The sequence below is a fragment of the Pseudofrankia sp. EUN1h genome (assembly GCF_001854645.1).
Lineage (GTDB): Bacteria > Actinomycetota > Actinomycetes > Frankiales > Frankiaceae > Pseudofrankia > Pseudofrankia saprophytica.
On sequence record NZ_MBLN01000042.1, the window covers coordinates 223,663 to 244,655 of the forward strand.

General features: G+C 71.0%; 18 protein-coding genes. 8 read left to right on the forward strand and 10 right to left on the reverse strand.

Annotated features, from left to right (window positions below):
- Positions 1-19: 19 nt before the first annotated feature.
- On the reverse strand, positions 20-238 hold the full coding sequence (locus BCD49_RS10175; RefSeq protein ID WP_007509845.1) for a hypothetical protein: 219 nt from the start codon (positions 236-238) through the stop codon (positions 20-22).
- A 575-nt stretch (positions 239-813) separates the two neighbouring features.
- Between BCD49_RS10175 and BCD49_RS10180 the strand changes: the two genes are divergently transcribed.
- The gene (locus BCD49_RS10180; protein WP_071041421.1) at positions 814-2,337 is read left to right on the forward strand and encodes a class I adenylate-forming enzyme family protein; all 1,524 of its coding nucleotides are present in this window, start codon (positions 814-816) and stop codon (positions 2,335-2,337) included.
- Positions 2,338-2,381: 44 nt separating this feature from the next.
- On the opposite strand, the gene BCD49_RS10185 is transcribed toward BCD49_RS10180, so the two are convergent.
- From BCD49_RS10185 to BCD49_RS10195, 3 genes are read right to left on the reverse strand one after another with little or no spacing between them, the layout of a single operon-like run.
- Complete coding sequence (locus tag BCD49_RS10185; RefSeq protein ID WP_007509839.1) at positions 2,382-3,086, reverse strand: GntR family transcriptional regulator; 705 nt, start codon at positions 3,084-3,086, stop codon at positions 2,382-2,384.
- A gap of 58 nt (positions 3,087-3,144) precedes the next feature.
- Positions 3,145-4,131 carry a phosphotransferase family protein gene (locus BCD49_RS10190; protein WP_198536182.1) on the reverse strand — a complete coding sequence of 329 codons (987 nt, stop codon included), beginning with the start codon at positions 4,129-4,131 and terminating at the stop codon, positions 3,145-3,147.
- Between the two features lie 53 nt (positions 4,132-4,184).
- Positions 4,185-5,525: an acyl-CoA dehydrogenase family protein gene (locus BCD49_RS10195; protein ID WP_071041422.1), complete on the reverse strand. Its 1,341-nt coding sequence runs from the start codon at positions 5,523-5,525 to the stop codon at positions 4,185-4,187.
- A gap of 66 nt (positions 5,526-5,591) precedes the next feature.
- Between BCD49_RS10195 and BCD49_RS10200 the strand changes: the two genes are divergently transcribed.
- The 5 genes from BCD49_RS10200 to BCD49_RS10220 all read left to right on the forward strand — a co-directional run bounded on the left by BCD49_RS10200 (position 5,592) and on the right by BCD49_RS10220 (position 10,538).
- On the forward strand, positions 5,592-7,304 hold the full coding sequence (locus BCD49_RS10200) for a thiolase C-terminal domain-containing protein (RefSeq protein ID WP_071041423.1): 1,713 nt from the start codon (positions 5,592-5,594) through the stop codon (positions 7,302-7,304).
- Complete coding sequence (locus tag BCD49_RS10205; RefSeq protein WP_007509832.1) at positions 7,305-7,901, forward strand: VOC family protein; 597 nt, start codon at positions 7,305-7,307, stop codon at positions 7,899-7,901. It begins immediately after the preceding gene.
- Positions 7,898-8,833, forward strand: a complete 936-nt coding sequence (locus tag BCD49_RS10210) for a zinc-dependent alcohol dehydrogenase (RefSeq protein WP_007509831.1) — start codon at positions 7,898-7,900, stop codon at positions 8,831-8,833. Before BCD49_RS10205 ends, BCD49_RS10210 begins: the two co-directional genes overlap by 4 nt.
- Positions 8,834-8,903: 70 nt before the next feature.
- Positions 8,904-9,992 carry an ImmA/IrrE family metallo-endopeptidase gene (locus BCD49_RS10215; RefSeq protein WP_007509830.1) on the forward strand — a complete coding sequence of 363 codons (1,089 nt, stop codon included), beginning with the start codon at positions 8,904-8,906 and terminating at the stop codon, positions 9,990-9,992.
- 3 nt (positions 9,993-9,995) lie between these two features.
- Entirely contained in the window at positions 9,996-10,538 is a 543-nt protein-coding gene (locus BCD49_RS10220) for a hypothetical protein (RefSeq protein ID WP_007509829.1), read from the forward strand.
- 95 nt (positions 10,539-10,633) lie between these two features.
- Here BCD49_RS10220 and BCD49_RS10225 read toward each other — a convergent pair whose 3' ends face one another.
- The 5 genes from BCD49_RS10225 to BCD49_RS10245 form a co-directional block, all read right to left on the reverse strand.
- On the reverse strand, positions 10,634-10,942 hold the full coding sequence (locus BCD49_RS10225) for a hypothetical protein (RefSeq protein WP_007509828.1): 309 nt from the start codon (positions 10,940-10,942) through the stop codon (positions 10,634-10,636).
- 236 nt (positions 10,943-11,178) lie between these two features.
- A complete protein-coding gene (locus BCD49_RS10230; protein ID WP_007509827.1) occupies positions 11,179-12,369 on the reverse strand; it encodes a cytochrome P450 in 1,191 nt (396 codons plus the stop codon).
- A 178-nt stretch (positions 12,370-12,547) separates the two neighbouring features.
- A complete protein-coding gene (locus tag BCD49_RS10235) occupies positions 12,548-14,014 on the reverse strand; it encodes an aldehyde dehydrogenase family protein (RefSeq protein ID WP_007509826.1) in 1,467 nt (488 codons plus the stop codon).
- A 133-nt stretch (positions 14,015-14,147) separates the two neighbouring features.
- Positions 14,148-15,098: a sucrase ferredoxin gene (locus BCD49_RS10240; RefSeq protein WP_007509825.1), complete on the reverse strand. Its 951-nt coding sequence runs from the start codon at positions 15,096-15,098 to the stop codon at positions 14,148-14,150.
- Positions 15,099-15,102: 4 nt separating this feature from the next.
- On the reverse strand, positions 15,103-16,029 hold the full coding sequence (locus BCD49_RS10245; protein WP_007509824.1) for an enoyl-CoA hydratase: 927 nt from the start codon (positions 16,027-16,029) through the stop codon (positions 15,103-15,105).
- 211 nt (positions 16,030-16,240) lie between these two features.
- Between BCD49_RS10245 and BCD49_RS10250 the strand changes: the two genes are divergently transcribed.
- Together BCD49_RS10250 and BCD49_RS10255 are read left to right on the forward strand one after the other, a co-directional pair.
- Positions 16,241-17,788, forward strand: coding sequence for an AMP-binding protein (locus BCD49_RS10250; RefSeq protein ID WP_007509823.1), 1,548 nt, complete (start codon positions 16,241-16,243; stop codon positions 17,786-17,788).
- Positions 17,775-20,252: a CaiB/BaiF CoA-transferase family protein gene (locus BCD49_RS10255; protein ID WP_007509822.1), complete on the forward strand. Its 2,478-nt coding sequence runs from the start codon at positions 17,775-17,777 to the stop codon at positions 20,250-20,252. Before BCD49_RS10250 ends, BCD49_RS10255 begins: the two co-directional genes overlap by 14 nt.
- On the opposite strand, the gene BCD49_RS10260 is transcribed toward BCD49_RS10255, so the two are convergent.
- On the reverse strand, positions 20,214-20,933 hold the full coding sequence (locus BCD49_RS10260; RefSeq protein ID WP_007509821.1) for a TetR/AcrR family transcriptional regulator: 720 nt from the start codon (positions 20,931-20,933) through the stop codon (positions 20,214-20,216). The two genes, BCD49_RS10255 and BCD49_RS10260, sit on opposite strands and share 39 nt — an antisense overlap.
- Positions 20,934-20,993 lie beyond the last annotated feature (60 nt).

Sequence of the window (20,993 nt, forward strand, 5' to 3'; positions counted from 1 at the left end):
CTGGGTGGACGCCGCCTCGTCACGGCCGGAACCACCGACGCGCCTCCTCGATGTCCTCCTCTGGGACAGGGCCAGCTTCCTCGTCTGAGGCAGCGAGGAACTCAGCCAGCCGATCGTGCTGCAGCCGCTGCCGCAGAGCGGCGTTGATGTAGGCGGAAAGCTCCCTCGGCCCGACCCGCTCGCGGGCCTCCTGCACCAGGTCTGAGTCGAGCGTGAGCGACACCTTGGTCACCGGCACGGCTCCAATCCTACTTGGAAGGCGATAGCAGGGCCGTCCATTTCGCTGCGCGGCGACGGCAGGCGGCACCTGCGCCGTTTCTCCTTCGGCGGCCYGAGTCGGCGTATAGGTCGTCGCATGTCCGGCTGGACTGTCGGGTGCGTCCCTGCTGGCTGCGACAGTAGTGACCCGCTCGAACCTGGTCAACATCGGCCTGGGTGCCCACCCTCTCGAACACCGCACTGGTCCGGAGCCTGTCACCGGCCGGCCATCGGATCGTTCGCGGGCTCGGGATTCCCGATGCCGGTTCCCGAAGATCTGGCGGAGACGGTGAGCCTGGCAGAGAAGACCGGCTGGCGCATCCACGCTCCGGCGTGACGCGGCGGAACTCGGCGGTCGTCATCATGTGCGCCTGGCTTCGGGCCGGTCACGGATCCCTCGCCGACGGGTTCCGTCCGGGACAATGATCGCCATCGAGTGGCACGTCTGCTCGTCCGCCGTCGTGGTGAAACCGAATTGGCGAATTCCCGCGCGCCGTCATTCTCGCGGGCCGTCGTTTCGTGGATCGTCCGCGTACCGCGTCCTAGAATCGGCTCATGACCGCGATGACCGCGCCGGTGGGTCACCTGACCTGGCCGGAGCGCATGGACGAGCTGGCCGCCGCGCATCCAGAACTCATTGCCCTGACGACCACGGCTTTAGGTGGCGAGACCCTGACATGGGGTGAGCTCGCGCGGCGAGGCAATCTGGTGGCCGCCCGGCTGAACGGATTTGGGATACAGCCCGGGGACGTCGTCTGCGTCGAGCTGCCCAATCGCTGCGCGCACGTCGTCTGCACTCTCGGCGCCTGGCGACTGGGCGCGACCGTGCTGCCGTTACGCCCTGGCCTGCCGGGGCCCGAGCGCCGGCGGCTGCTCGAGTTGGCCGGCCCGGCCGTGGTCGTGGTGGACGGTCGACCCGCCGCTGACCAGGAGGTGGCCGCCGACGAGCTGATGGGCGCCGCCGACGCGGCCCCGCCGGCGCGACTCCCGTCGGTCGTGTCGAGCCCGGCGTGGCTCATAGCGTCGGGTGGGTCGACCGGGGCGCCGAAACTGATCGCCTCCTCGACGTCGACGATCGTGCCCTCAGGCGCGCGAGCGGTCGGCCCCGCCCTTTTCGGGGACACCGCCGGCACTCGTCATCCCGTGAACCTGGTCTGCTCGCCGCTTTACCACACGCAGGGCTTCGCCATGCTGCACCACACCCTCGTGGACGGTTACCGGAACGTTCTGGTATCCCGGTTCGACGTGGAACAGGTACTGGATCTCATCGAGAAGGAAAGAGTCGTCATGGCGGCATTCGTGCCGACCATGTTGACCCGGTTGTTGCGTAGCCCGGGCATCCGCGAAAGGGATCTCTCCAGTCTCGGCCKAGTCATCCAGGGCGCGGGCGCCTGCCCGGAGTGGGTGGTTCGGGAATGGATCGACATCGTCGGCCCGGAACGCTTCATCATGGGCTACGGATCCTCGGAGGGAGTCTGCAGCGCGCAGATTCGCGGCGACGAGTGGCTGCGGCATCCGGGCAGTGTCGGGCGCCCGGCGGGAACCGAGGTCCTGGTCGTCGACGAGGACGGAGCGGAACTGCCGGCGGGGGAGGTGGGCGAGCTCTACTTCCGTCCGGTCCAGGGAACGCGGGACGTCCGGTACATCGGCCACGCGGCGCCGCGTACCCGGCCGGGAGGCTACGTCTCGATCGGGGACCTCGGCAGGGTGGACGAGGACGGCTATCTCTACATCGCCGACCGCCGAACCGACATGGTCGTCACCGGCGGGGCCAACGTCTACGTCTCCGAGGTCGAGGCCGCCCTGCTGCGGCACCCGGACGTCGAGGACGCCGTGGTGATCGGCCTGCGCGACGCCGAATGGGGCCGGCGGGTGCACGCCATCGTCCAACCACGGCCAGAGGCCGGCCGGGACGGCCTCGCGGACGCGCTCCGCTCTCACTGCAAGAGCCATCTCGCGGGCTACAAGGTCCCCAGGACCTTCGAGCTCGCCGACGACCTGGGCCGCGCCGACACTGGCAAGATCAACCGAAGCGCCCTCGCCGAGCTCAGAGAGAATCCCGGCCCCGGCGAGCAGTAGCGTCGCCCGCGTCGCCCGCGGCTGGCCCGGCGGCCGCCGGAGACCTACGTGGTGTCGGGCCAGTAGCCGCGGGTGCGCAGGTGGCTGGTGGTGACGGCGGCGCAGGAACGCACGTGTTCCTCGCTGATCCGCGCCGTCGCCACCACGTCGCCCGCCTCGATCGCGCCGAGCATCTGCTCCCGGTAGGTCGCCTCGTTGCCCACCCACCCGGGCGCGTCGAAGTAGAAGCTGCCCTGCAGCGCGCCGCCGAGGAACCGCAGGATCGTGTCGAGGCGCGGCGATCTCCCGGCATTCGCGATCACGTGGAAGAACCGGCGGTTGAGTGCCTGCACCTGGGTCACGTCGTCGGTCGTGGCGATCTGCTGGTGCAGCCGGCGGAGCTCGGCGAGCTCCACCGGCGTCAACCTCTTGACCGCTCGCTTCGCCGTCATCCCCGAGACCAGCGCCACCACCTCGTAGTGGTCCTCGATGTCCTCGACGGTGACGTCGGCGACGAACGCGCCGCGGCGGGGCACGGCGTCGACGAAGCCCTTCTGCGCCAGCTCGATGAGGGCCTCGCGGACCGGGGCGCGGCTGATCCCGAGAGTGTCCGCGATCTCGTCCTGATCGACCTTGCTGCGCGGCGGCAACGCGCCGGAGACGATCGCGTCCCGGATGAAGTCGGCCGCCTCGTCCTTGAGGTTGCCGTAGGCCCGCCGACCCGAGGCGAACCTGCGGATCGCACTCGGGTCGACGTCGCGTGTGCTCACAGGCCGCTTCCGCGATCAGCCGACGCGGCAGATGTGACGGGCACCGTCCCCACCTCCGTCACGACACCGCTGGGTAGTCGCTGGACTCGGCGATCTCCGCCGCCTCCCGCATGTACTTGACCACGTACCCACCGAAGTCCTCGAGCTTCGGATCGCCGTTCGCGCGCTGGTAGCCCTGCTCCAGCACGATCGCGAGTTTCCATTTTGCCAGTACCAGGTAGTAGTCGAAGTCATCGACCTGCCGGCCCGAGCGTTCGGCGTAGAAGGCGAGGAGCGCGGACCGGGACGGCATGCCGACGAGGTACTCGTTGTCCGACGGTCCGGTGGGGTCCTCGGGCCAGCTGTGCAGCGCCCAGGCGACGTCCAGCTTCGGGTCGCCGACCGTGCCCATCTCCCAGTCGAGGATCGCCGCGAGCCGCCCGGGTGCGCCGTGGCGGAACATGACGTTCGGGAACTGGTAGTCGCCGTGCATGATGCCCGGCACGAAGTCGAGCGGCCGGTGGTTGGCGAGCCACGCCGTCGCCTCGTCGAGCCCCGGGACCTCGCGGGCCCGGATCCGCTGGTAGAAGCGGGTCCAGCGCTCGACCTGCCGGTCGTGGTAGCCGTCCGGCCGCCCGAGGTCGCCGAGGCCGCGGGCCTTCCAGTCGACCGCGCCCATCAGCACGATGCCGTTGATCAGCTCGTGCGCCAGCTCGCCGCGGGCGGCGAGGTCGGTGTCGAACGGCGGCGCCCACCAGCCCGGCGTGTTCATCACCGACCAGCCGTCGACCACGTCCATCAGGTAGAAGGGGCGGCCGATCACGCTCGGGTCGTCGCAGGCGGCGATGGCGTCGGCGACCGGCACGTCGGTCCCGGTGAGCGCCTCGATGAGGCGCCACTCCCGCAGGATCCCGGCGTCACGTTCGGCCGGCGCCGCCGCGGGCGGCTTGCGCAGCGCCGCGGCGAAGTCGCCCCGCCGGATCTCGAAGATCTCGTTCTGCCGCCCGCCGGACAGCAGCCGAGCCTCGACCGGCAGGCCCCGTCCCGGCAGGTCGCGCGAGTCCATCCAGCTTCCCAGCGCGTCGACGTCGATGGTCGACGCGCTGCTCACGACCGCACTCACGCGCCCGCGTCCTGCGGCTCGAGGAGCTCCGCTGGCTCGAGGAACTCGGCTGGCTCGAGGAACTCTGCGAACTTCTTGCGGGCCGCCTCCTGCCGCAGCGGCAGCCACTGCGTCGGCCACAGGCCGTCGGTGGCCTTGCCCTCGCTCAGCACCTTGCGGGCGACCGTCAGCCGGTGCACCTCGCTGGGCCCGTCGGCGAGGCCCAGGATCATCGACCCGGAGAACCACTCGTTCAGCGGCAGGTCGCTCGTCGTCCCCAGGGCGCCGTGCACCTGCAGCGACCGCTGGGTGATGTTGTGCATCACCTGCGGGGTGAGCACCTTCACCGCGGCGATGTCGTGCCGCACGGCCTGGTAGTCCTTGAGCTTGTCGATCCGCCAGGCCACGTACAGCACGAAGAGGCGGAACTGCATGAGCTCGGCGTAGGAGTCGGCGATGTAGTTCTGCACCGACTGCTTCTTGGCGAGCACGCTGCCGCGGGTCTCGCGGCTCAGCGCCCGCTCGACCATCATGTCCAGCGCCCGGCGGGCCTGGCTCACGGTGCGCATCGCGTGGTGGATGCGCCCGCCGCCGAGCCGGGTCTGGCTGATGGCGAAGGCCTGCCCCTCGCCGCCGAGGATGTTCTCGGCCGGCACCCGGACGTCGGTGAAGCGGACCAGGCCGTGCGTGCCCTCACCGACCGGCTCGTGGCCGAACAGCGCCATGTTGCGCTCGATCTCGATGCCAGGCGTGTCGGCCGGCACGATGAACATCGACGCGCCGCGGTGGATGTCGACGTCGTGGTTCGTCACGGTCATGACGATGTAGAACGCGGCCCACTTGGCGTGCGAGGCCATGAACTTCAGACCGTTGATCACCCATTCGTCGCCCTCGCGGACGGCGGTGGTGGTGAAGACCCTCGGGTCGGAGCCGCCCTGGGGCTCGGTCATGGCGAAGCACGAGACGATGTCGCCGTCCAGCAGCGGCTGCAGGTAGAGGCGCTTCTGCTCGTCGGTGCCGTAGTGGGCGAGGATCTCGGCGTTGCCGGTGTCGGGCGCGGCGGTGCCGAAGATGACCGGGCCCCAGGCGGCGCGCCCGATGAGCTCGTTCAGGAGAGCGAGCTTCACCTGTCCGTAGCCCGGGCCACCGAGCTCGGGGCCAAGGTGGCAGGCCCAGAGCCCATGGTCACGTACCTGCTGCTTGAGCGGTCCGACGATGCGGGCCAGCGTCGGGTCGACCGGACGCTCGAACACCTTGTGCCGCCACAGCGCGTCGAGGGGCTCGACCTCCTCGCRCACGAACTGCTCCGCCCAGTCCAGCTTCTCCTGGAACTCGGGCTCGGTCTCGAAATCCCACACTGCGTACCTCCCGAGGATGGCCCAGCCACTTTCTCAAGTAGCAAGTAGCAAATATATTATCTGGCCATGACGTCCGACGCGAGCCCTCCGCCCGCCCGGCCATTCCCGGCCCTCGACGATCTCAACGGCTTCTACTGGACCGCGGGCCGTGACGGCGTCCTGCGGATCCAGCGGTGCCAGGACTGCGCGTCGCTGGTGCACCCGCCCCAGCCGGTCTGCTGCTACTGCCACTCCGAGCGCCTCGGCGCCGCCGAGGTGAGCGGGCTCGGCACCGTGGTCGGCGTCACCGTCAACCACCAGCCGTGGGAGCCGGCCTTCCCGCCGCCGTTCGTCGTCGGCTCGGTCGCCCTCGACGACGACCCCAGGGCCCGGCTGGTCACGAACCTGGTGGACGTGCCGCCGGGCGGGGCGGCGGTGGGGCAGCGCGTGCGCGTCCGGTTCGAGCCCGCCGAGGACGTGTGGCTACCGGTGTTCGCGCCGGTCCGGCCCGGCGATGGTGATGGCGAGGCGTTCGGAGACCTCCCGGACGACCCGATCGCGCCGGGTGAGCACGCCCGGTACGTGCGGCCGATGGCGCGGGCCGACAAGTTCGAGGACCGGGTGGCGATCACGGGGATCGGCATGTCCCCGGTCGGCCGGCGGCTCATGCTGCCGCCGCTCACGCTCGCGGTCGCGGCGGCCAAGGCCGCCGTCGCCGACGCGGGTCTCGAGCTGTCCGACATCGACGGGCTGTCGACCTATCCGGGCGGCGAGCTGATTGGCGGTTTCACCGAGGGCGGCGTGATGGTGGTCGCGGACGCCCTCGRCATCCGGCCGACCTGGTACAACGGCGGCTCGGAGACCTTCGGCCCCGGCGGCGCCGTCGTCGCCGCGATGCTCGCCGTCGCGAGTGGCCTGGCCCGCCACGTGCTGTGCTTCCGGACGGTGTGGCAGGCCACCTACGCCGCCCAGCAGCGGGCGGCCAACCCCGGAGGCGGCAGCCCGTACGGCATCGGCAGGACCGGTCGGGTCGCGGGACCGCAGGGGTACGTCGCCCCCTACGGGGTCGGTTCGGTCGCCCTCAACCTCGCGATGATCGCCTCGAACTACTTCCACCGMTACGGCGCGACGCGCGAGGCGCTGGGCTGGATCGCGATCAACCAGCGGGCGAACGCGGCGCTCAATCCCGACGCCGTCTACCGCGAGCCCATGACGATGGACGACTACCTGAGCGCCCGGATGATCACGACTCCGTTCGGGCTCTACGACTGTGACGTGCCGATGGACGCGAGCCTCGCCGTCATCGTCTCCGCGGTGGAGACGGCCCAGGACCGCCCCAAGCCGCCCGTCCTGGTCGAGGCGGTCGGCACCCAGATCACCGAGCGCTTCCTGTGGCACCAGAGCACGACCAGCCACGAGCCGCAGACCCTCGGGCCGTCCGCGCACCTGTGGTCCCGAACGTCGCTGCGGCCGGCCGACGTCCAGGTGGCCGAGCTGTACGACGGGTTCACCTTCAACTGCCTGTCCTGGCTGGAGGCCCTGGGATTCTGCGGGATCGGCGAGGCCGCCGACTTCGTCGCCGGTGGTCACAACATCGCCCTCAAGGACGGGGTCGTGGCGCTGAACACCCACGGCGGCCAGCTGTCGGCCGGCCGGACGCACGGCATGGGAATGATCCACGAGGCGGTGGTCCAGCTGCGCGGCGAGGGTGGGGCCCGCCAGGTCGACGGATGCTCGGTCGCCGCCGTCAGCACCGGGGGACTCGCCCCGGCCGGCGCCATCCTGCTGCGGAGGTCCTAGATGAACGAGCCCTGCCCGTTACCCCTGTCACCCCTGAGGGCCGCGGACCTGTACCACACCTGCGTCGTCGTCCAGGACCTCGCCGGGTCGATGGAGCAGCTCACGCGCCTGGCCGGCTACCGCTGGATGCCGGCGGTCGAGCACCCCACGGCGGTCTGGACGCCGGCGGGGGAGACGACGGTGCTGCTGCGGATGGTCTACTCGCTCGACGAGCCGCTCCTGGAGCTCATCGAACAGGTGCCGGGCACGACCTGGATGCCCTCGCGTGGCGGCGCGATCCATCACATCGGCTACTTCGTGGACGATCTCGTCGCCTCGTCCCGGGCACTGACCGAGGCCGGCCTGCCGCTGGAGACCTGCGGGGCGGGGCCGACGCGCCCGAGCGGGTTCGCGTACCACACGACGAGCGCGGGGCTGCGCATCGAGGTGGTCAACCGCTCGGTGCTGCGGGACATGCGGGTGCTGCTGGCGGCACCGCCCGTACCGCCGGCACCACCTGCACCACCGACCTCACCCGCACCGCCGGCACCGGCGGCAGCGCCAGAACGGCCGGCCTCGCCGTTGTCGTCGGCGGACAGCCAGGAGGCGGGCGCGTGAAGGCCGTACGCAACGCGCCGCCGGGCGTCGAGGTGGTCGAGGTCGACGAGCCAGCGGACGACGGTGACAGTGAGCTGATCAAGGTGGCGGCGGTCAGCATCTGCGCGTCGGACTTCCTGTACCTGCGCTACGGAAGCCGACAGGTCGCGGGCCACGAGATCTCCGGCGTGCTGGCCGACGGCACGCCCGTCGCCGTCGAGGCGATCACCGGCTGCGGGAACTGCCCGCACTGCGACGACGGCAACTACCAGTTCTGCGACACCCTGCTGCACAGCGCGCTCGGAATGACGGCGCCCGGCGGGATGAGCGAGTACTTCCGCGCCCCGCGCCGCGCGGTCCTGCCGCTGCCCGCCGGGCTCGCGGTCCGCGACGCCTGCCTGGTCGAGCCGGGCTCGGTGGCCTGGCACGCCTGCCGTCTCGGCGGCGTCGGGCCCGGTACCCGCGTGGCCGTGGTCGGCGCCGGCGCGATCGGCATCCTCGCCGCGGCGGCGGCGCAGGCCCTGGGCGCCGACGAGGTCGCGATCGAGGCCCGCCACCCCCACCAGCACGAGGCCCGCGAGCGCCTCGGCGCCGGCATCCCGCGCGGGCTCTACGACGTGGTCGTCGAGACCGGTGGCAGCGAGAGCGCCCTGCACCGGGCCATCGAGCTGGCCCGGCAGCGCGGGACGGTCGTCTACGCAGGCATCCTCGAGGACGCGAAGCTGCCGCACTCGCAGCTGGCGCTGAAGGAGGTCGCCCTGCGGCCGTCGCTCGGCTACAGCGCCCACGGCGGGCGCCGGGAGTTCGCCGAGGTGGCGGACCTGCTGGCGTCCCGCCCCGCCCTGCCCGAGCTGCTGATCTCGCGCCGCTACCCGCTCGACGAGGCGCCCGCCGCCTTCGAGACCGCCCGCGACCGGTCCAAGGGCGTCTTCCGTGTCGTCGTCGAACCCTGATCTCCCATTCCGACCGCCAACCCGACCGTCCGACTTGGGATTTTGCCAATCGATCAGGTAGCGTGGTCGCATGCACGGCATCGGAGAACGGGCGTTGGAGCTGATCGGGCGCGCCCGCCCTGGTGCCCTGCACCGGGATCTCGCGGAGAAGATCGGGATGACTCCCGACGCGTTCTCGCGTGCGCTGAACGGGAAACGGGCCTTCTCCTCGATCGAGGTGGCTCGGCTGGCCGATGAGCTGGACGCCGACATTCACTGGCTGATCACCGGGCAGCCGGACCCGAACCGCTTGGTGGTCGCGGCGCGGCACCGGTTCGACCACGAGACGGGCCGGCGGGACGTCCCCGACCGCGAGGCCGACGACCAGGTGCTGCGCGACGTCGCGCTGACGTATCGCCAGGGCGGCCTCCAGGCGAAACCTGTCTCCCAGCTCCCGGCCACCGCCGACCGGGTCCGGGCCGCGCTGGGCGAGGACTTCGTGCGGCCGTTCGCGGATCGGCTGGAGGCCCGATTCGGCGTCGACGTCGTGCGGGTCGCCGAACTGTCCACCGCGTACTCGTTCACGCTCGGTGGGCATCGAGTGATCGTCCTGCCGGCCACGGGCAACTGGTTCTGGGAGAACTGGTCGATGGCTCACGAACTGGGCCACCTCGCGCTCGCTCACCACGATCAAGGAATTTCCGAAGCCGAGCGTGACCGGCACGAGGCGGCGGCGAACGCGTTCGCCGCCGACCTGCTCCTTCCGCGCGTGCTGCTCGCCTCGATCGACTGGAACTCGCTGGACGCGGCCGGCCTGGCCGAGATCCTGTGGCAGTGGGGGGTGTCCATCGATGCGCTCGCCCGCAGGCTGAACGCCCTGAACGGTGAGCTGCCGGCCATCCTCCGGGAATGGGCCAGTCAGCCCACCCAACGCCTGCTGCGACGTCACTGGGCCGTCGGCGCGAGCTTCGACGAGATCACCCTGCGCATGGACGCCGCCGCGCGCCGCCGCTTCCCGCTCCCGCTTCAGGAAGCGCACCTCGCCGGCATCGAGTCCGGCACCCTCGGCAAGGGCACGCTCGCCTGGATGCTCGGCATCGACCCCGACGCGCTGGAGGTCGACGTGCCCGCCGTGCCCGAGGTGAACGTCGACGATCTTTCCGCGGCGCTGGGCCTCTGAGGAGTGACCGTCCTTCTCTTCCCGGACACCACGGTTCTGATCAACTTCGCGATCCTCAGCCGCATGGACCTGCTGGAGCGGCTGGCCAACGGCAACGGCCGTTGGTGCGCCACGGTCGCGACCGAGTGCGACGCCTCCGCGCGGCGGCCCGAACTCGCTGCGCTGAGGGCCGCCAAGGGCATCTTCGGGTCGCCCTGGTTTCCCAACGCGGCGGAACTCCAGGACACCAGGCGTCTCCGCGAAGAACTCGCGAGCCCCGGCGACCGCCCACATCGGCATCTCGGCGAGGCCGAGACGCTGGCCATCATGATCTACCGCCAGGTCGATGGCTACTTCGTCACCGACGACAACGATGCGGTCCGGCTCGCGACGCGGCATGGCATCCGCGTCGTGCGGACCTGGCATCTCCTCCACGTCGCGGTCCGAGCGGGCCTGGTGGAGCCCGACACCATGTGGGGCTACCTCCAGACGCTGCGCATCCACCAGCGGGGCGGCCCACCCGGCGTCACCGACCGGCCCGCCTTCGACAAGTGGATCGGGCGCTGACCTCGATCACACGCTGATCTCGTTCTGACGGCGGCCTTGAGCGGGCGGCGGCCTCGTTCGGGCGTTGGCCTCCTTCGTGGACCGAGCTCGATCGGTCAGTCGCTGGATGGGAGGGGACGGGCTTCCTTGAGGACGAGGGGCTGGGCGCCGATGGCGAGGGCGCTGGTGCCCGGCTTCGTCACCAGGATCTCCAGGCCGGTGTCGGCGAGGATGTAGCGCTTGCCCTGCTGGGTCTCGCCAGTAGCACCGTCCAGAACGGCCAGACCGGGCTGGGGCTCGGCCTTGACGTCGATCATCGGATGGCCGCCGCAGGTCAGCGCGACCTCCCCGGGAATCGGACGTACGACCACGAGTTCGGTGGAATCGACCTGGCTACGCAGGCGGGCGCCGCTCTTGATCTGCAACGTTGTGTCTCCTTGTCAAGGACGAGAGCGACGAAGACGACCATCTGGAGGTCGGTACAGACGCGCCCGCCCGCGGCCGGATGTCGACCGCGGGCGGGTCGCCGCGTCTCATGATCTGGTGGGATTTTGGGAGTTATGGCTCCGAGGATTCCACCAGATCATGAACGGCTCGCGCGTCCGGGGTGGGGACGCGTGACGTGGCGTGGGGACGTTCGGGTATTCGGGTATTCGGGGGTTCAGAGCACCACGGGCAGTTTGTGGTAACCACGGATCGTGGCGGTGTGAATGAGTTCGGCGCCGGACAGGTCGAGATCCCATTTCGGGAAGCGGTCCAGGATCTCTTCCAGCGCGATCCGGCCCTCGATGCGGGCCAGGGCGGCGCCGAAGCAGTAGTGGACGCCCTTGCCGAAGGTCATGTGGGCGTCCATCTTCCGGCGGATGTCGAAGGTGTCGGGGTCCGGGAAGGCGGCCGGGTCACGGTTCGCCGCTCCGGTCATCAAGGTGATGATCTTCCCCGCGTCCACGGTCTGCCCGTGCAGCTCGACCGGCCTGGTCGTCACCCGCACCTGGATGGGCGACGGCACCTCGTAGCGCAGGGTCTCCTCGATCGTGTTCTTGACGAGGGACCTGTCCGCTACCACCAGGGCGCGCTGGTCCGGGTTGTCGGCGAGCGTCTTGCCGAACCAGCCGATCAGCCGGGCCGTCGTCTCGACGCCGGCGGCGTAGAGCATGCCGACGTAGTTGAGGATCTCCGCGTCGGTGAGACCGCGCTCCTCACCGGTGAGGACGTCCTTGAACCGGACCTGGATCAGCGTGGTGAGGAAGTCGTCGTCCGGGTGCGACTTCTTGTACTCCAGGAACGGGGCGTACGGCTCCCCGATGCTGGGCAGCCGCTGGGAGTCCTGCGGCTTCTCCTCCTTGAGCCGGGCCGACTCCTCCACGTGGTCGCGCAGGTTCAGCAGGTACTCGTCGGGGATGCCGACCAGGGCGCCGATGACCCGCATCGGCAGCTGGCTGGCGAAGTCCTGCATCAGGTCGAACCGGCTGCTGCCGACCAGCGGGTCGAGGTACTCCGCGCACAGCTCGCGGATCCGGTTCTCCAGGACGAGCACCCGCTTCGGGGTGACCGCTCGGCTCAGGAGCAGCCGGTGCATGTCGTGCTCGGGCGGGTCCTCCGCGATGAACAGGCCGGGCGGGGTCGGAATCCCCGCCTTGACCATCTCCATCAGGATGCCCTTGGACGAGGTGTACGTCTGCCAGTCGACCGAGAGGGCCTCGACGTCGACGTAGCGCGAGACCGCGTAGAAGTCGTAGCGCTCGTTGTAGTAGAGCGGCGCCTCTTCGCGCATCCGCTTCCAGACCGGATACGGATTCTCGTCGATGGCGAAGTCGTACGGATCGTAGTAGATATCCGTGGCAGCGGTCACGCGGAGCTCCTCTCAACAAGTACGCGTGCGGATAACACTGTTGGGACGTCCTGTGCCCCGACGTTCTGTGCCCCGATGTTCTTTGCCGCGGCAGCCGCGGCAGCCGCGGCAGCCGCGGCGGCGCCCGCGCCGGCCGGCGCGGCCCGTTCCACGAGTCGGGCCTCGCGGCCGGTGACGATCACGCCGGCTCGCACAGCGCCTTCACCTGGAGGTACTCCTCGAAGCCGATCGTGCCCATCTCGCGGCCGATGCCGCTCTGCTTGTAGCCGCCGAAGGGGACGTCCGAGCCGTAGTAGATGCCCCCGTCGACGATCATCGTGCCGGCCCGGATCTTGCGGGCGACGCGCTTGGACTTCTCGTGGTCGCCGGAGAAGACGGCGCCGGAGAGGCCGAAGATGGTGTTGTTCGCGATCCGGACCGCGTCGTCCTCGTCCTCGAACGCCTGTATGACGAGGACCGGGCCGAAGACCTCGTTCTGGACGATCTCCGCGTCCTCCGGCAGGTCCGCGAACAGCGTCGGCTCGAAGTAGTAGCCCGTCTCCAGCTGCGGCGGGCGGCGGCCACCGACGACCGGCGTGGCACCGGACGCGATCGCCCGGTCGACCATGGCCTCGACGCGGTCGCGGTGCCGGGCGCTGTTCAGCGGGCCCATCACGTTGTTCGGGTCGAGCGGGTCGCCGTACGGCATCGCCGAAAGCATCGCGCTGGCGAGCTGCACGCCCTGCTCGAAGATGGACCGCGGCAGCAGCAGGCGCGACAGCGTGGCGCAGCCCTGGCCGCCGTGCAGGCACACCATGAAGGTCGACATGCCGATCCCGGTGCGCAGGTCGGCGTCCTCGAAGACGATGTTCGGGGACTTCCCGCCGAGCTCCAGGAAGCACTTCTTCACCGTCTGGGCGCCCAGTTCCATGATGCGGCGGCCCACGGCGGTCGAGCCGGTGAAGCTGATCAGGTCGACGCGCGGGTCGGTGATCAGCTCCTCGCCGCGGTCGTTGGCCGAGCTGGTGATGACGTTGAAGACGCCGGCAGGGATGTCCGTGTACTCGGCGACGAGCTTGCCCAGGGCGCTCACGCACCACGGCGTCGTCGGCGGGCCCTTCAGGATCACCGTGTTCCCGGCGGCCAGCGCCGGCGCCACCTTCGCCAGGGCCACCTGGAGCGGCTGGTTCCACGGCACGATCGCGCCGACCACACCGTAGGGCTCCCGCTCGGTCCAGCGGTGGGCGCCGAACCCCTCGATGTTGCCGAGCCCGAGGTCCTGGCTGAACTCGTACTTCTCCAGCAGGTCGGTCACCCAGCCGACGTTCTCCACCGGCATGTCGAAGGTGGAGCCGACCATCTTGGTGGGCAGGCCGACCTCGGCCGTCATCATCGCCTTGAACGGCTCCGCGTGCTTGGCCAGCGCCTCGTGCAGCTGGCGCAGGCAGCGGACCCGGAACGCGACGTCCGTGCTCCAGCTGGTCTCGTCGAAGGCCCTGCGGGCCGCGGCGATGGCCGCGTTGATGTCGCCCGTGGAGGCGTCGGCCGCCACGCCGATCGACTGTTCGGTCGCCGGGTTGATGTTCTCGTAGGTGGCGCCGCCCTCCGCGTCGACGAGCTGACCGTCGATGAGCAGCTTCGCGACGTTCAGTCCCGCGAAAGTCATGTAGTTCCTCCGTCAGGTAAAGGGCAGGTGCTGGAGGCCAAAGGGCGTGCGCAAATGATCTTTGTGTGCACGCCCGGACGGGGTTCCTGCCGGATCGCGAAGCGATCTGGTAGGTCCGGCTGTTCCGGGGGCACTAGCCGCGGCTGATCGCCGAGACCGCCCATTCGGTCTGGCTCTTGGTGGCGGATGCGGGCGGGCTCTGGCAGTCGGGAGCCGGGAGGGAACGCCCGGGCTGGACGTCGGCCGACCAGGTGACCGTCTCGCCGTCATACACGCAGGACAGCTCGGCGCGCGAGCCGTCGAACGAGCCGGCGCGGGGGGAGTCCAGCAGGCTCCAGCCGACCTGGCGCAGGACCTCGAGCTCGAGTGCCTGCGTCTGCGGGCCTTTCAGGCCGCAGCAGCCGCGGTAGTGGTCGGCGACGTCGGCGAACTCGCCCTTGCGTCGCAGGACCGTCTCGACGAGGTCCTCGTCGCCGTAGGCCCAGGCCGAGCCCTGCGGCAGCACGAGGAAGGTCGAGGCGAAGCGGTGGCCGCCGAGGTGGCTGGTGCGCCAGTAGTTGACGCCGTCGGGCGCCCCGGCGGCCGTGAGCCGGGTGGCGAGGCCCGCGCCGAGGCGTCCGCAGCAGGCGTCGCGCCGGCCGTGGCCGCAGACCAGGACGTCGATCCCGTCGGTCTCCAGGTACGACGGCGCCGGGCCGGCGGCGAGCGCGAGCAGGTCGGCGACGGCGCCGGGCAGCGACGCGCCGACCGGGCGCTCGAACCGGCGGTAGCCCGCGAACAGGCTGTCCCCCGCCGGCCGGGCGTGCAGGATGACGCGCCGGTCCTCCGGGCGGGCGTCCGGGTCAGCCGGGACGACGGCCTGCAACCGGTAGCCGAGCGGGCCGAGCAGCGGGGCGATCGCCGCCGCCTCGGGCGTCTCGCCGATGTCGTGCGGCCACGGCAGAGGCAGCTCGAGCAGCAGGAAACCCGGGTACGTGCCACTGCTCCCGACGGGGGACAGGGACGCCACCCGCGAGAAGTCGCTACACCTGATCTTCGCTTCCGGATCCACCTCGGGTGGCATGGTCCACGTCGTGTTCGCCATCGCGTCAGCCGACCGGGCCGGGGGCGGCGACGGCGTCGCGCAGCGCCGGGAGCACCGGCGGGCTGGTCCGCCAGTCGGGGACGCCGTCCTGGTCCGGCGTGGCGACGGGGAACCCGCCCTCGTGGACCCAGGCCCAGTGCGCGTGGTTGAGCTCGTGGAGGGTGAAGCAGGCGTTCAGCGCGTTGTAGAAGCCCTGGTTGTCGACGGTCTGGTTGACCGACTCCTTGATCAGGAGCGCCGCCATGGTGGGCAGGCTGGCGATGCGCCGCGCGAAGGCCACGGCACTGTCGGCCAGCTCGTCGGCCGGGAAGACCTTGGAGACCATCCCGAGCCGGTGGGCCTCGTCGGCATCGATCGAGTCGCCCGTCAGCAGAAGCTCCTTGGCCTTGCGCGGGCCGAACTCCCAGGGATGGGCGAAGTACTCCATCCCGCACATGCCGAGGCGGGTCCCGACCATGTCGGCGAAGGTCGTCCCCTCGGCCGCGACGATGAGGTCGCACGCCCACATCAGCATGAGGCCGGCGGCGTAGACCTGCCCGTGCACGGCGGCGATCGTGATCTTGCGGAGGTTGCGCCACCGGCGGGTGCTCTCGAAGAAGTGGTGCCACTCCTGCAGCATCAGCTTCTCGGCGCCCTGTCGGGTGGCGCCGTTGACCCTCGCCGACGGGTGCTGGTTCGGCCCGGGCGTGTGGTCCGCCCGGCCCTCCTTCGAGCCCATGTCGTGGCCGGTGGAGAACATCGGGCCGTGGCCGCCGAGGATCACGACCCGGACGGTGTCGTCCGCCTCGGCCCGCAGGAACGCCTCGCCGAGCTCCACCAGAAGCCCACGGCTCTGGGCGTTGCGCGTCTCCGGCCGGTTGAGCATGATCCGTACGATCGTTCCCTCGTCGAGGGACTCGTACGTGAGGTACTGATACTTCGAGTCGATCATCAGCGCCTTTCCACCCTGGACATGGACCCCGCCCTGGACCTGAACTCCCACGCCCGCGTCTGGGCGAGGTGCCGCTGACCTGCGTCCGGGCCGGCGCCCGTCTGGCCCGCGCCTGGCTGGCCGCGCCTGTCCTGCCTGGACTGTTGCCGCCCATATTTACACTAAGTTGAAGAACCGGTAGTTTCAACCCGGTCAAAGGAGGGACTGGCTGATGAAGGTTGCCCTGACGGTCGCCGACTTCCTGGATCGGGCCGAGACGGTCTATCCGGAGAGCCTCGCGGTGGTCGACGAGCCGGGCCGGCCGGGGTCGCTCGGGCGGCTCACCTACCGGCAGGTCGCGGCGCGCGCCCGTGGGATGGCGCTGGCGCTGGACCGGCTGCGGATCCCCGCCGGCGGGCGGGTCGGGATCGTGTCCCCGAACAGCGCGCGCTTTTTGATCAGCTTCTTCGGGGTGAGCGGGTTCGGCCGGACGCTGGTGCCGATCAACTACCGGCTGACGGCGGACGAGATCTCCTACATCGTCGAGCACTCGGGGACGTCGCTCCTGCTCGTCGACCCGGAGCTCGACGAGGTGCTGTCCGGCGTGACGGCGAAGGAACGGATCGTCCTGGACGGGGTGGCCGACTCCGAGCTGTTCGCCCCGGCGCCGCCGGGAGCGGTACCGGCGCCCTGGGAGCCCGACGAGGACGCGATCTGYACGATCAACTACACGTCGGGCACGACGGCGCGTCCCAAGGGCGTCCAGCTGACCCACCGGAGCTGCTGGCTGAACGCCACGTCGTTCGGCTGGCACACGACGGTGACCGACCGGGACGTCATCCTGCACACGCTGCCGATGTTCCACGTCAACGGCTGGGGCATGCCCTACGCGGTGACGGGCATGGGCGGGGCGCACATCGTGATCCGCAAGATCGACGGCGAGGACATCCTCTCCCGGGTCGAGCAGGAGGGCGTGACGCTGCTGTGCGGCGCGCCCGCCGTCGTCGCCTCGATCCTCGATGCCGCGGCGGCGCGGGTGGCGGCCGGCCTGCCGGTCCCGGGCCGCGACAAGGTGCGCATGGTCGTCGCCGGCGCGCCGCCGCCCAGCGCGGTCATCGCCCGGGTCGAGGAGCTCCTCGGCTGGGAGTTCATCCAGATCTACGGCCTCACGGAGGCCTCGCCGCTGCTCACCATCAACCGGGCCCGTCCCGGCTGGGAGTACCTGCCCACCGACGAGCGGGCGAAGCTGCTGTCGCAGGCCGGCGCCCCGGCGCTGGGGGTGCGGCTGCGGATCGACGCCGCGGGCGAGGTGCTCGCCCGGTCCAACCATGTCTTCGAGGGCTACTGGCGCCAGCCGGAGCAGACCGCTGCCGCGATCGACGACGGCTGGTTCCACACCGGCGACGGCGGCCGCTTCGACGGCCGGCTGCTGTCGATCACGGACCGCAAGAAGGACGTCATCATCACCGGCGGCGAGAACGTGTCGTCGATCGAGGTCGAGGACTGCCTGTATGAGCACCCGGCGGTAGCCGAGGCCGCCGTGATCGGCGTACCGGACGAGAAGTGGGGCGAGACCGTGAAGGCCCTGGTCGTGCTGCGACCGGGGGCCGAGCTCACTCCCGCCGAGCTGATCGCGTTCTGCCGGGACCGGATGGCGCACTACAAGTGCCCCACCTCCGTCGAGCTGCGCGGCGCGCTCGAGCGCACGGCGACCGGGAAGCTGCAGAAGTTCAAGCTGCGCGCGCCCTACTGGGAGGGCCGCGACCGTGCGGTCAACTAGCCCGGGCGAGGCCAGTGCCAGTGCCAGTGCCAGCCTCGGTGCCGGCGTGGGCGAGGCCGGCGTAGGGCTGGCCGGGGTCCGGGTGGTGGACTTCGGCCACCAGATCGCGGGGCCGCTGACCGCCCTGCTGCTGGCCGAGGCGGGCGCCGACGTCGTGCACGTCGACTCTCCCCGGGCCGCCCGGTCGCTCGGGCCGGCGGACGCCTTCCTCAACCGGAGCAAGCGGCGCATCACGCTGGACCTGCGCGGCGAGACCGACCGGGCCACGGCGCGCGACCTCGTCGCGCGTGCCGACGTCGTGGTCGAGAACTTCCGGCCCGGCGTCATGGACCGCCTCGGCCTCGGTCCCGCGGCCGCGGCGGACCTGAACGAGCGGCTCATCTACTGCTCGCTGCCGGGCTTCGCGTCCGACGACGAGAAGGCGGGCGTGGCCGCCTGGGAAGGCGTTCTGCACGCCGCCGTCGCCGGGTACCGGCCGCTCAGGGAGCACTGGGACCCCTCTGGCCGCAAGAGGGCGAAGGTCGAGGATCCGGCGGCGCCGCTCTTCACGCCGATCACCACCGCCTCCAACTTCGGCGGCCTGATGGGCGCGGTGTCCGTCGTCATGGCGCTGATCGCCCGCGAGCGCACCGGGCGCGCCCAGCGGATCGAGATCCCGCTCGCTGAGGCGTACGCCGAGGCCTACAGCACCATGCTCGGGATGCGGGTGTACGAGAACCCGCTCATGGGCGACAACCACATGCTGCGCGACCTCACCTACGCGTGCGCGGACGGCGGCATCGTCGACCTGTCGCCCTACTCGAAGTTCGTCATCCCGCTGCTCGTGGCGGCCGGGGTGGCAGGGGACTGGGAGCGAGAGGGCCTGATCGACGTCGCGGCCCGGACCTTCTCGATGGAGAAGCGGGACCGGATCATGGCGATGTTCGCCGACCTGGTCCGCTCGCACCCGGCGGCGTGGTGGGACGAGGTCGCGACCAGCGCGGAGATGCCGGTCTCGATGGTCCGCTCCCCGGCGGAGTGGGTCGCCACCGAGCACGCCTCCCGGTCCGGCGCCGTGGTGACCCTCGACGACCCGCTGGCCGGCCCGGTCGTCCTGCCCGGCCGGGGCTTCGACCTGCCCGCGGCGCCGGCGCCACGGCCGCGGCACCTGCCCGACCAGGACCGCGACGCGATCCTCGCCGAGTTGCTGGCCGCCGGGTCGGCGGCGTCCGGTGTGCCCGCCCTCTCGGGGGAGACGGCGAGCCCGTTGGACCTGCCGCTGGAGGGCTACAAGGCCATCGACGTCAGCCAGGCCGTGGCCGGCCCGACCGCCGCCCGGCTGCTTGCCGACTTCGGTGCCGACGTCATCAAGGTCGGCAACCCGGTCCCGGCCGTCACCGACGGCATCGTCGGCCAGCTCCACCGCGGCAAGCGCACCATCCTGCTCGACTCGAAGAGCGCTGCCGGCGGCAAGCTCGCGGGGGACCTGATCCAGGCGGCCGACCTGCTGGTCACCAACTTCACCCCGAAGTCGCAGGCCCGGTACGGCATCGACTACGAGCGGGCCAGCGCGCTCAATCCCCAGATCGTCTACTGCTCCATCACCGCCTACGGCCTCACCGGCCCGTGGGCGCACCGCCGGGGCTACGAGAACCAGTGCAACGCGGCGACGGGCATGAGCTGGCGGTACGGGTCGCGCTTCGGCTGGACCCTGTACCAGCCAACGCCGATCAACGACGCCGACACCGGCATCCTCGGCGCCTACGCCACGGCCGTAGCCCTCTACGCGCGGCTTCGCGGCGGCGGAGGCCAGAAGGTCGGTGCCTCGCTCGTCCAGGGCTCGACGCTCCACCAGGCCGTCTATCTGACCGCGGAGGCGCAGGCACCGCGGGACGGCGGGCGCGCCGAGGTACTCGGTGCCGGTCCCGACGCCACGGCCGGCGGCCGGCCTGACGCGGCGCGCAACGAGTACGGCGACAACGCCCTCTACCGCTTCTACTCGGCCTCGGACCGGTGGTTCTTCCTCGTCGCGCACGAGGCGGATCTCCCGACACTCCTGGCCACGGTGGAGATCGAGCCCGGCGAGGCGACGGCCGACTGGCATTCCCCGGGTGGCGCCCTGGCCGGGCTGCTCGCCGCGCGGTTCGCCGCCGAACCGGCCGAGCACTGGGTCGCGGCGCTGGAGAAGGCCGGCATCGCGGCCCAGCCGGCGGTCGCCATCGACGAGGCGGTCGACTACCTGCACCGGCGCGGTGTCGTCTACTTCGAGCGGGGCGTGGACGGCAGGGACGTGGCCCGGCCGGGCATCGGCCGGTGGCTGTCGGAGACGCCGCCGCGGGTCGGCGCGAGCCCCGGCGCCGTCGGCTCCCAGGCCGTGGAGATCCTCACCGAGCTGGGGGTCTCCGAGCCGGAGATGCGGACGCTCGCGAGCGAGAACGTGGTCTGTCTACCCGACGCTCTTCCTCAGCTCCAGCGGCTGACCTGACGAGCGGGCCGCCGTTTCTGGGCTGTCCGGCGCCGTGGGGCTCGGGCCCTGGAGCAAGGCGGTGATGGCCGCACCGCAAAGGCCCTGGACCTTGGCCGGGTCGGCGGCGTCGGGATGCGCGAGGGAGAGGGCCGCGATGCCCCGGGCCATCCCCATGACGAGCACGGCGGCGGCGTCCGCGTCGGCGTCGGCGCGGATCGACCCGTCCTGCTGGCCGGCTCGGATGGTCTCGGCAAGGTCGCGATGTGTCTGCCGGTCCGCCTGTACGGCGGCGGGCAGCGGGGAGTCGGACGGGAACGTCGCGCCCCACATCACGACCACCGCGCGTTCCTCGGGTGCGTCGGCGGCGATGAAGACCTCGAGGTAGGTCTCGATCATCACGCGAAGCGCCTCGAGGGCGGAGAGCTCCTCGGCTCGCCGGCCGGCGCGCGTGAGAGCCTCGGCGCTTGCCTCGATCGTGCGCTCGTGGGCGCGTTCGGCCAGCCGGGTGATCAAGGCCTCTTTCGACCCGAAGTGGTAGGCGGGCATCTCTCGGCTCGTCCCGGCGCGGGCGCCGATGCCGCGCAATGACGTCCGCTCGAACCCACGTTCCGCGATCAGCTCGGCCGCGGCTCGCAGCAACGCCGCTTCGGACGCGGCACGGCGCTCGACCTGCGTTCGCCGCTCCGGATGTCCAACCACTGTCAGGACGATAGCAAATCCCTGGCATGCGCCAGAGAAGTGCTAACTTGTCGGGCACCC

Coding starts and splice junctions, on each gene's coding strand:
- BCD49_RS10190 (WP_198536182.1), bottom strand. CDS start 4,131: ATGGACTCGCGCGACCTGCCGGGACGGGGCCTGCCGGTCGAGGCTCGG.
- BCD49_RS10205 (WP_007509832.1), top strand. CDS start 7,305: ATGAACGAGCCCTGCCCGTTACCCCTGTCACCCCTGAGGGCCGCGGAC.
- BCD49_RS10215 (WP_007509830.1), top strand. CDS start 8,904: ATGCACGGCATCGGAGAACGGGCGTTGGAGCTGATCGGGCGCGCCCGC.
- BCD49_RS10235 (WP_007509826.1), bottom strand. CDS start 14,014: ATGACTTTCGCGGGACTGAACGTCGCGAAGCTGCTCATCGACGGTCAG.
- BCD49_RS10240 (WP_007509825.1), bottom strand. CDS start 15,098: ATGGCGAACACGACGTGGACCATGCCACCCGAGGTGGATCCGGAAGCG.
- BCD49_RS10245 (WP_007509824.1), bottom strand. CDS start 16,029: ATGATCGACTCGAAGTATCAGTACCTCACGTACGAGTCCCTCGACGAG.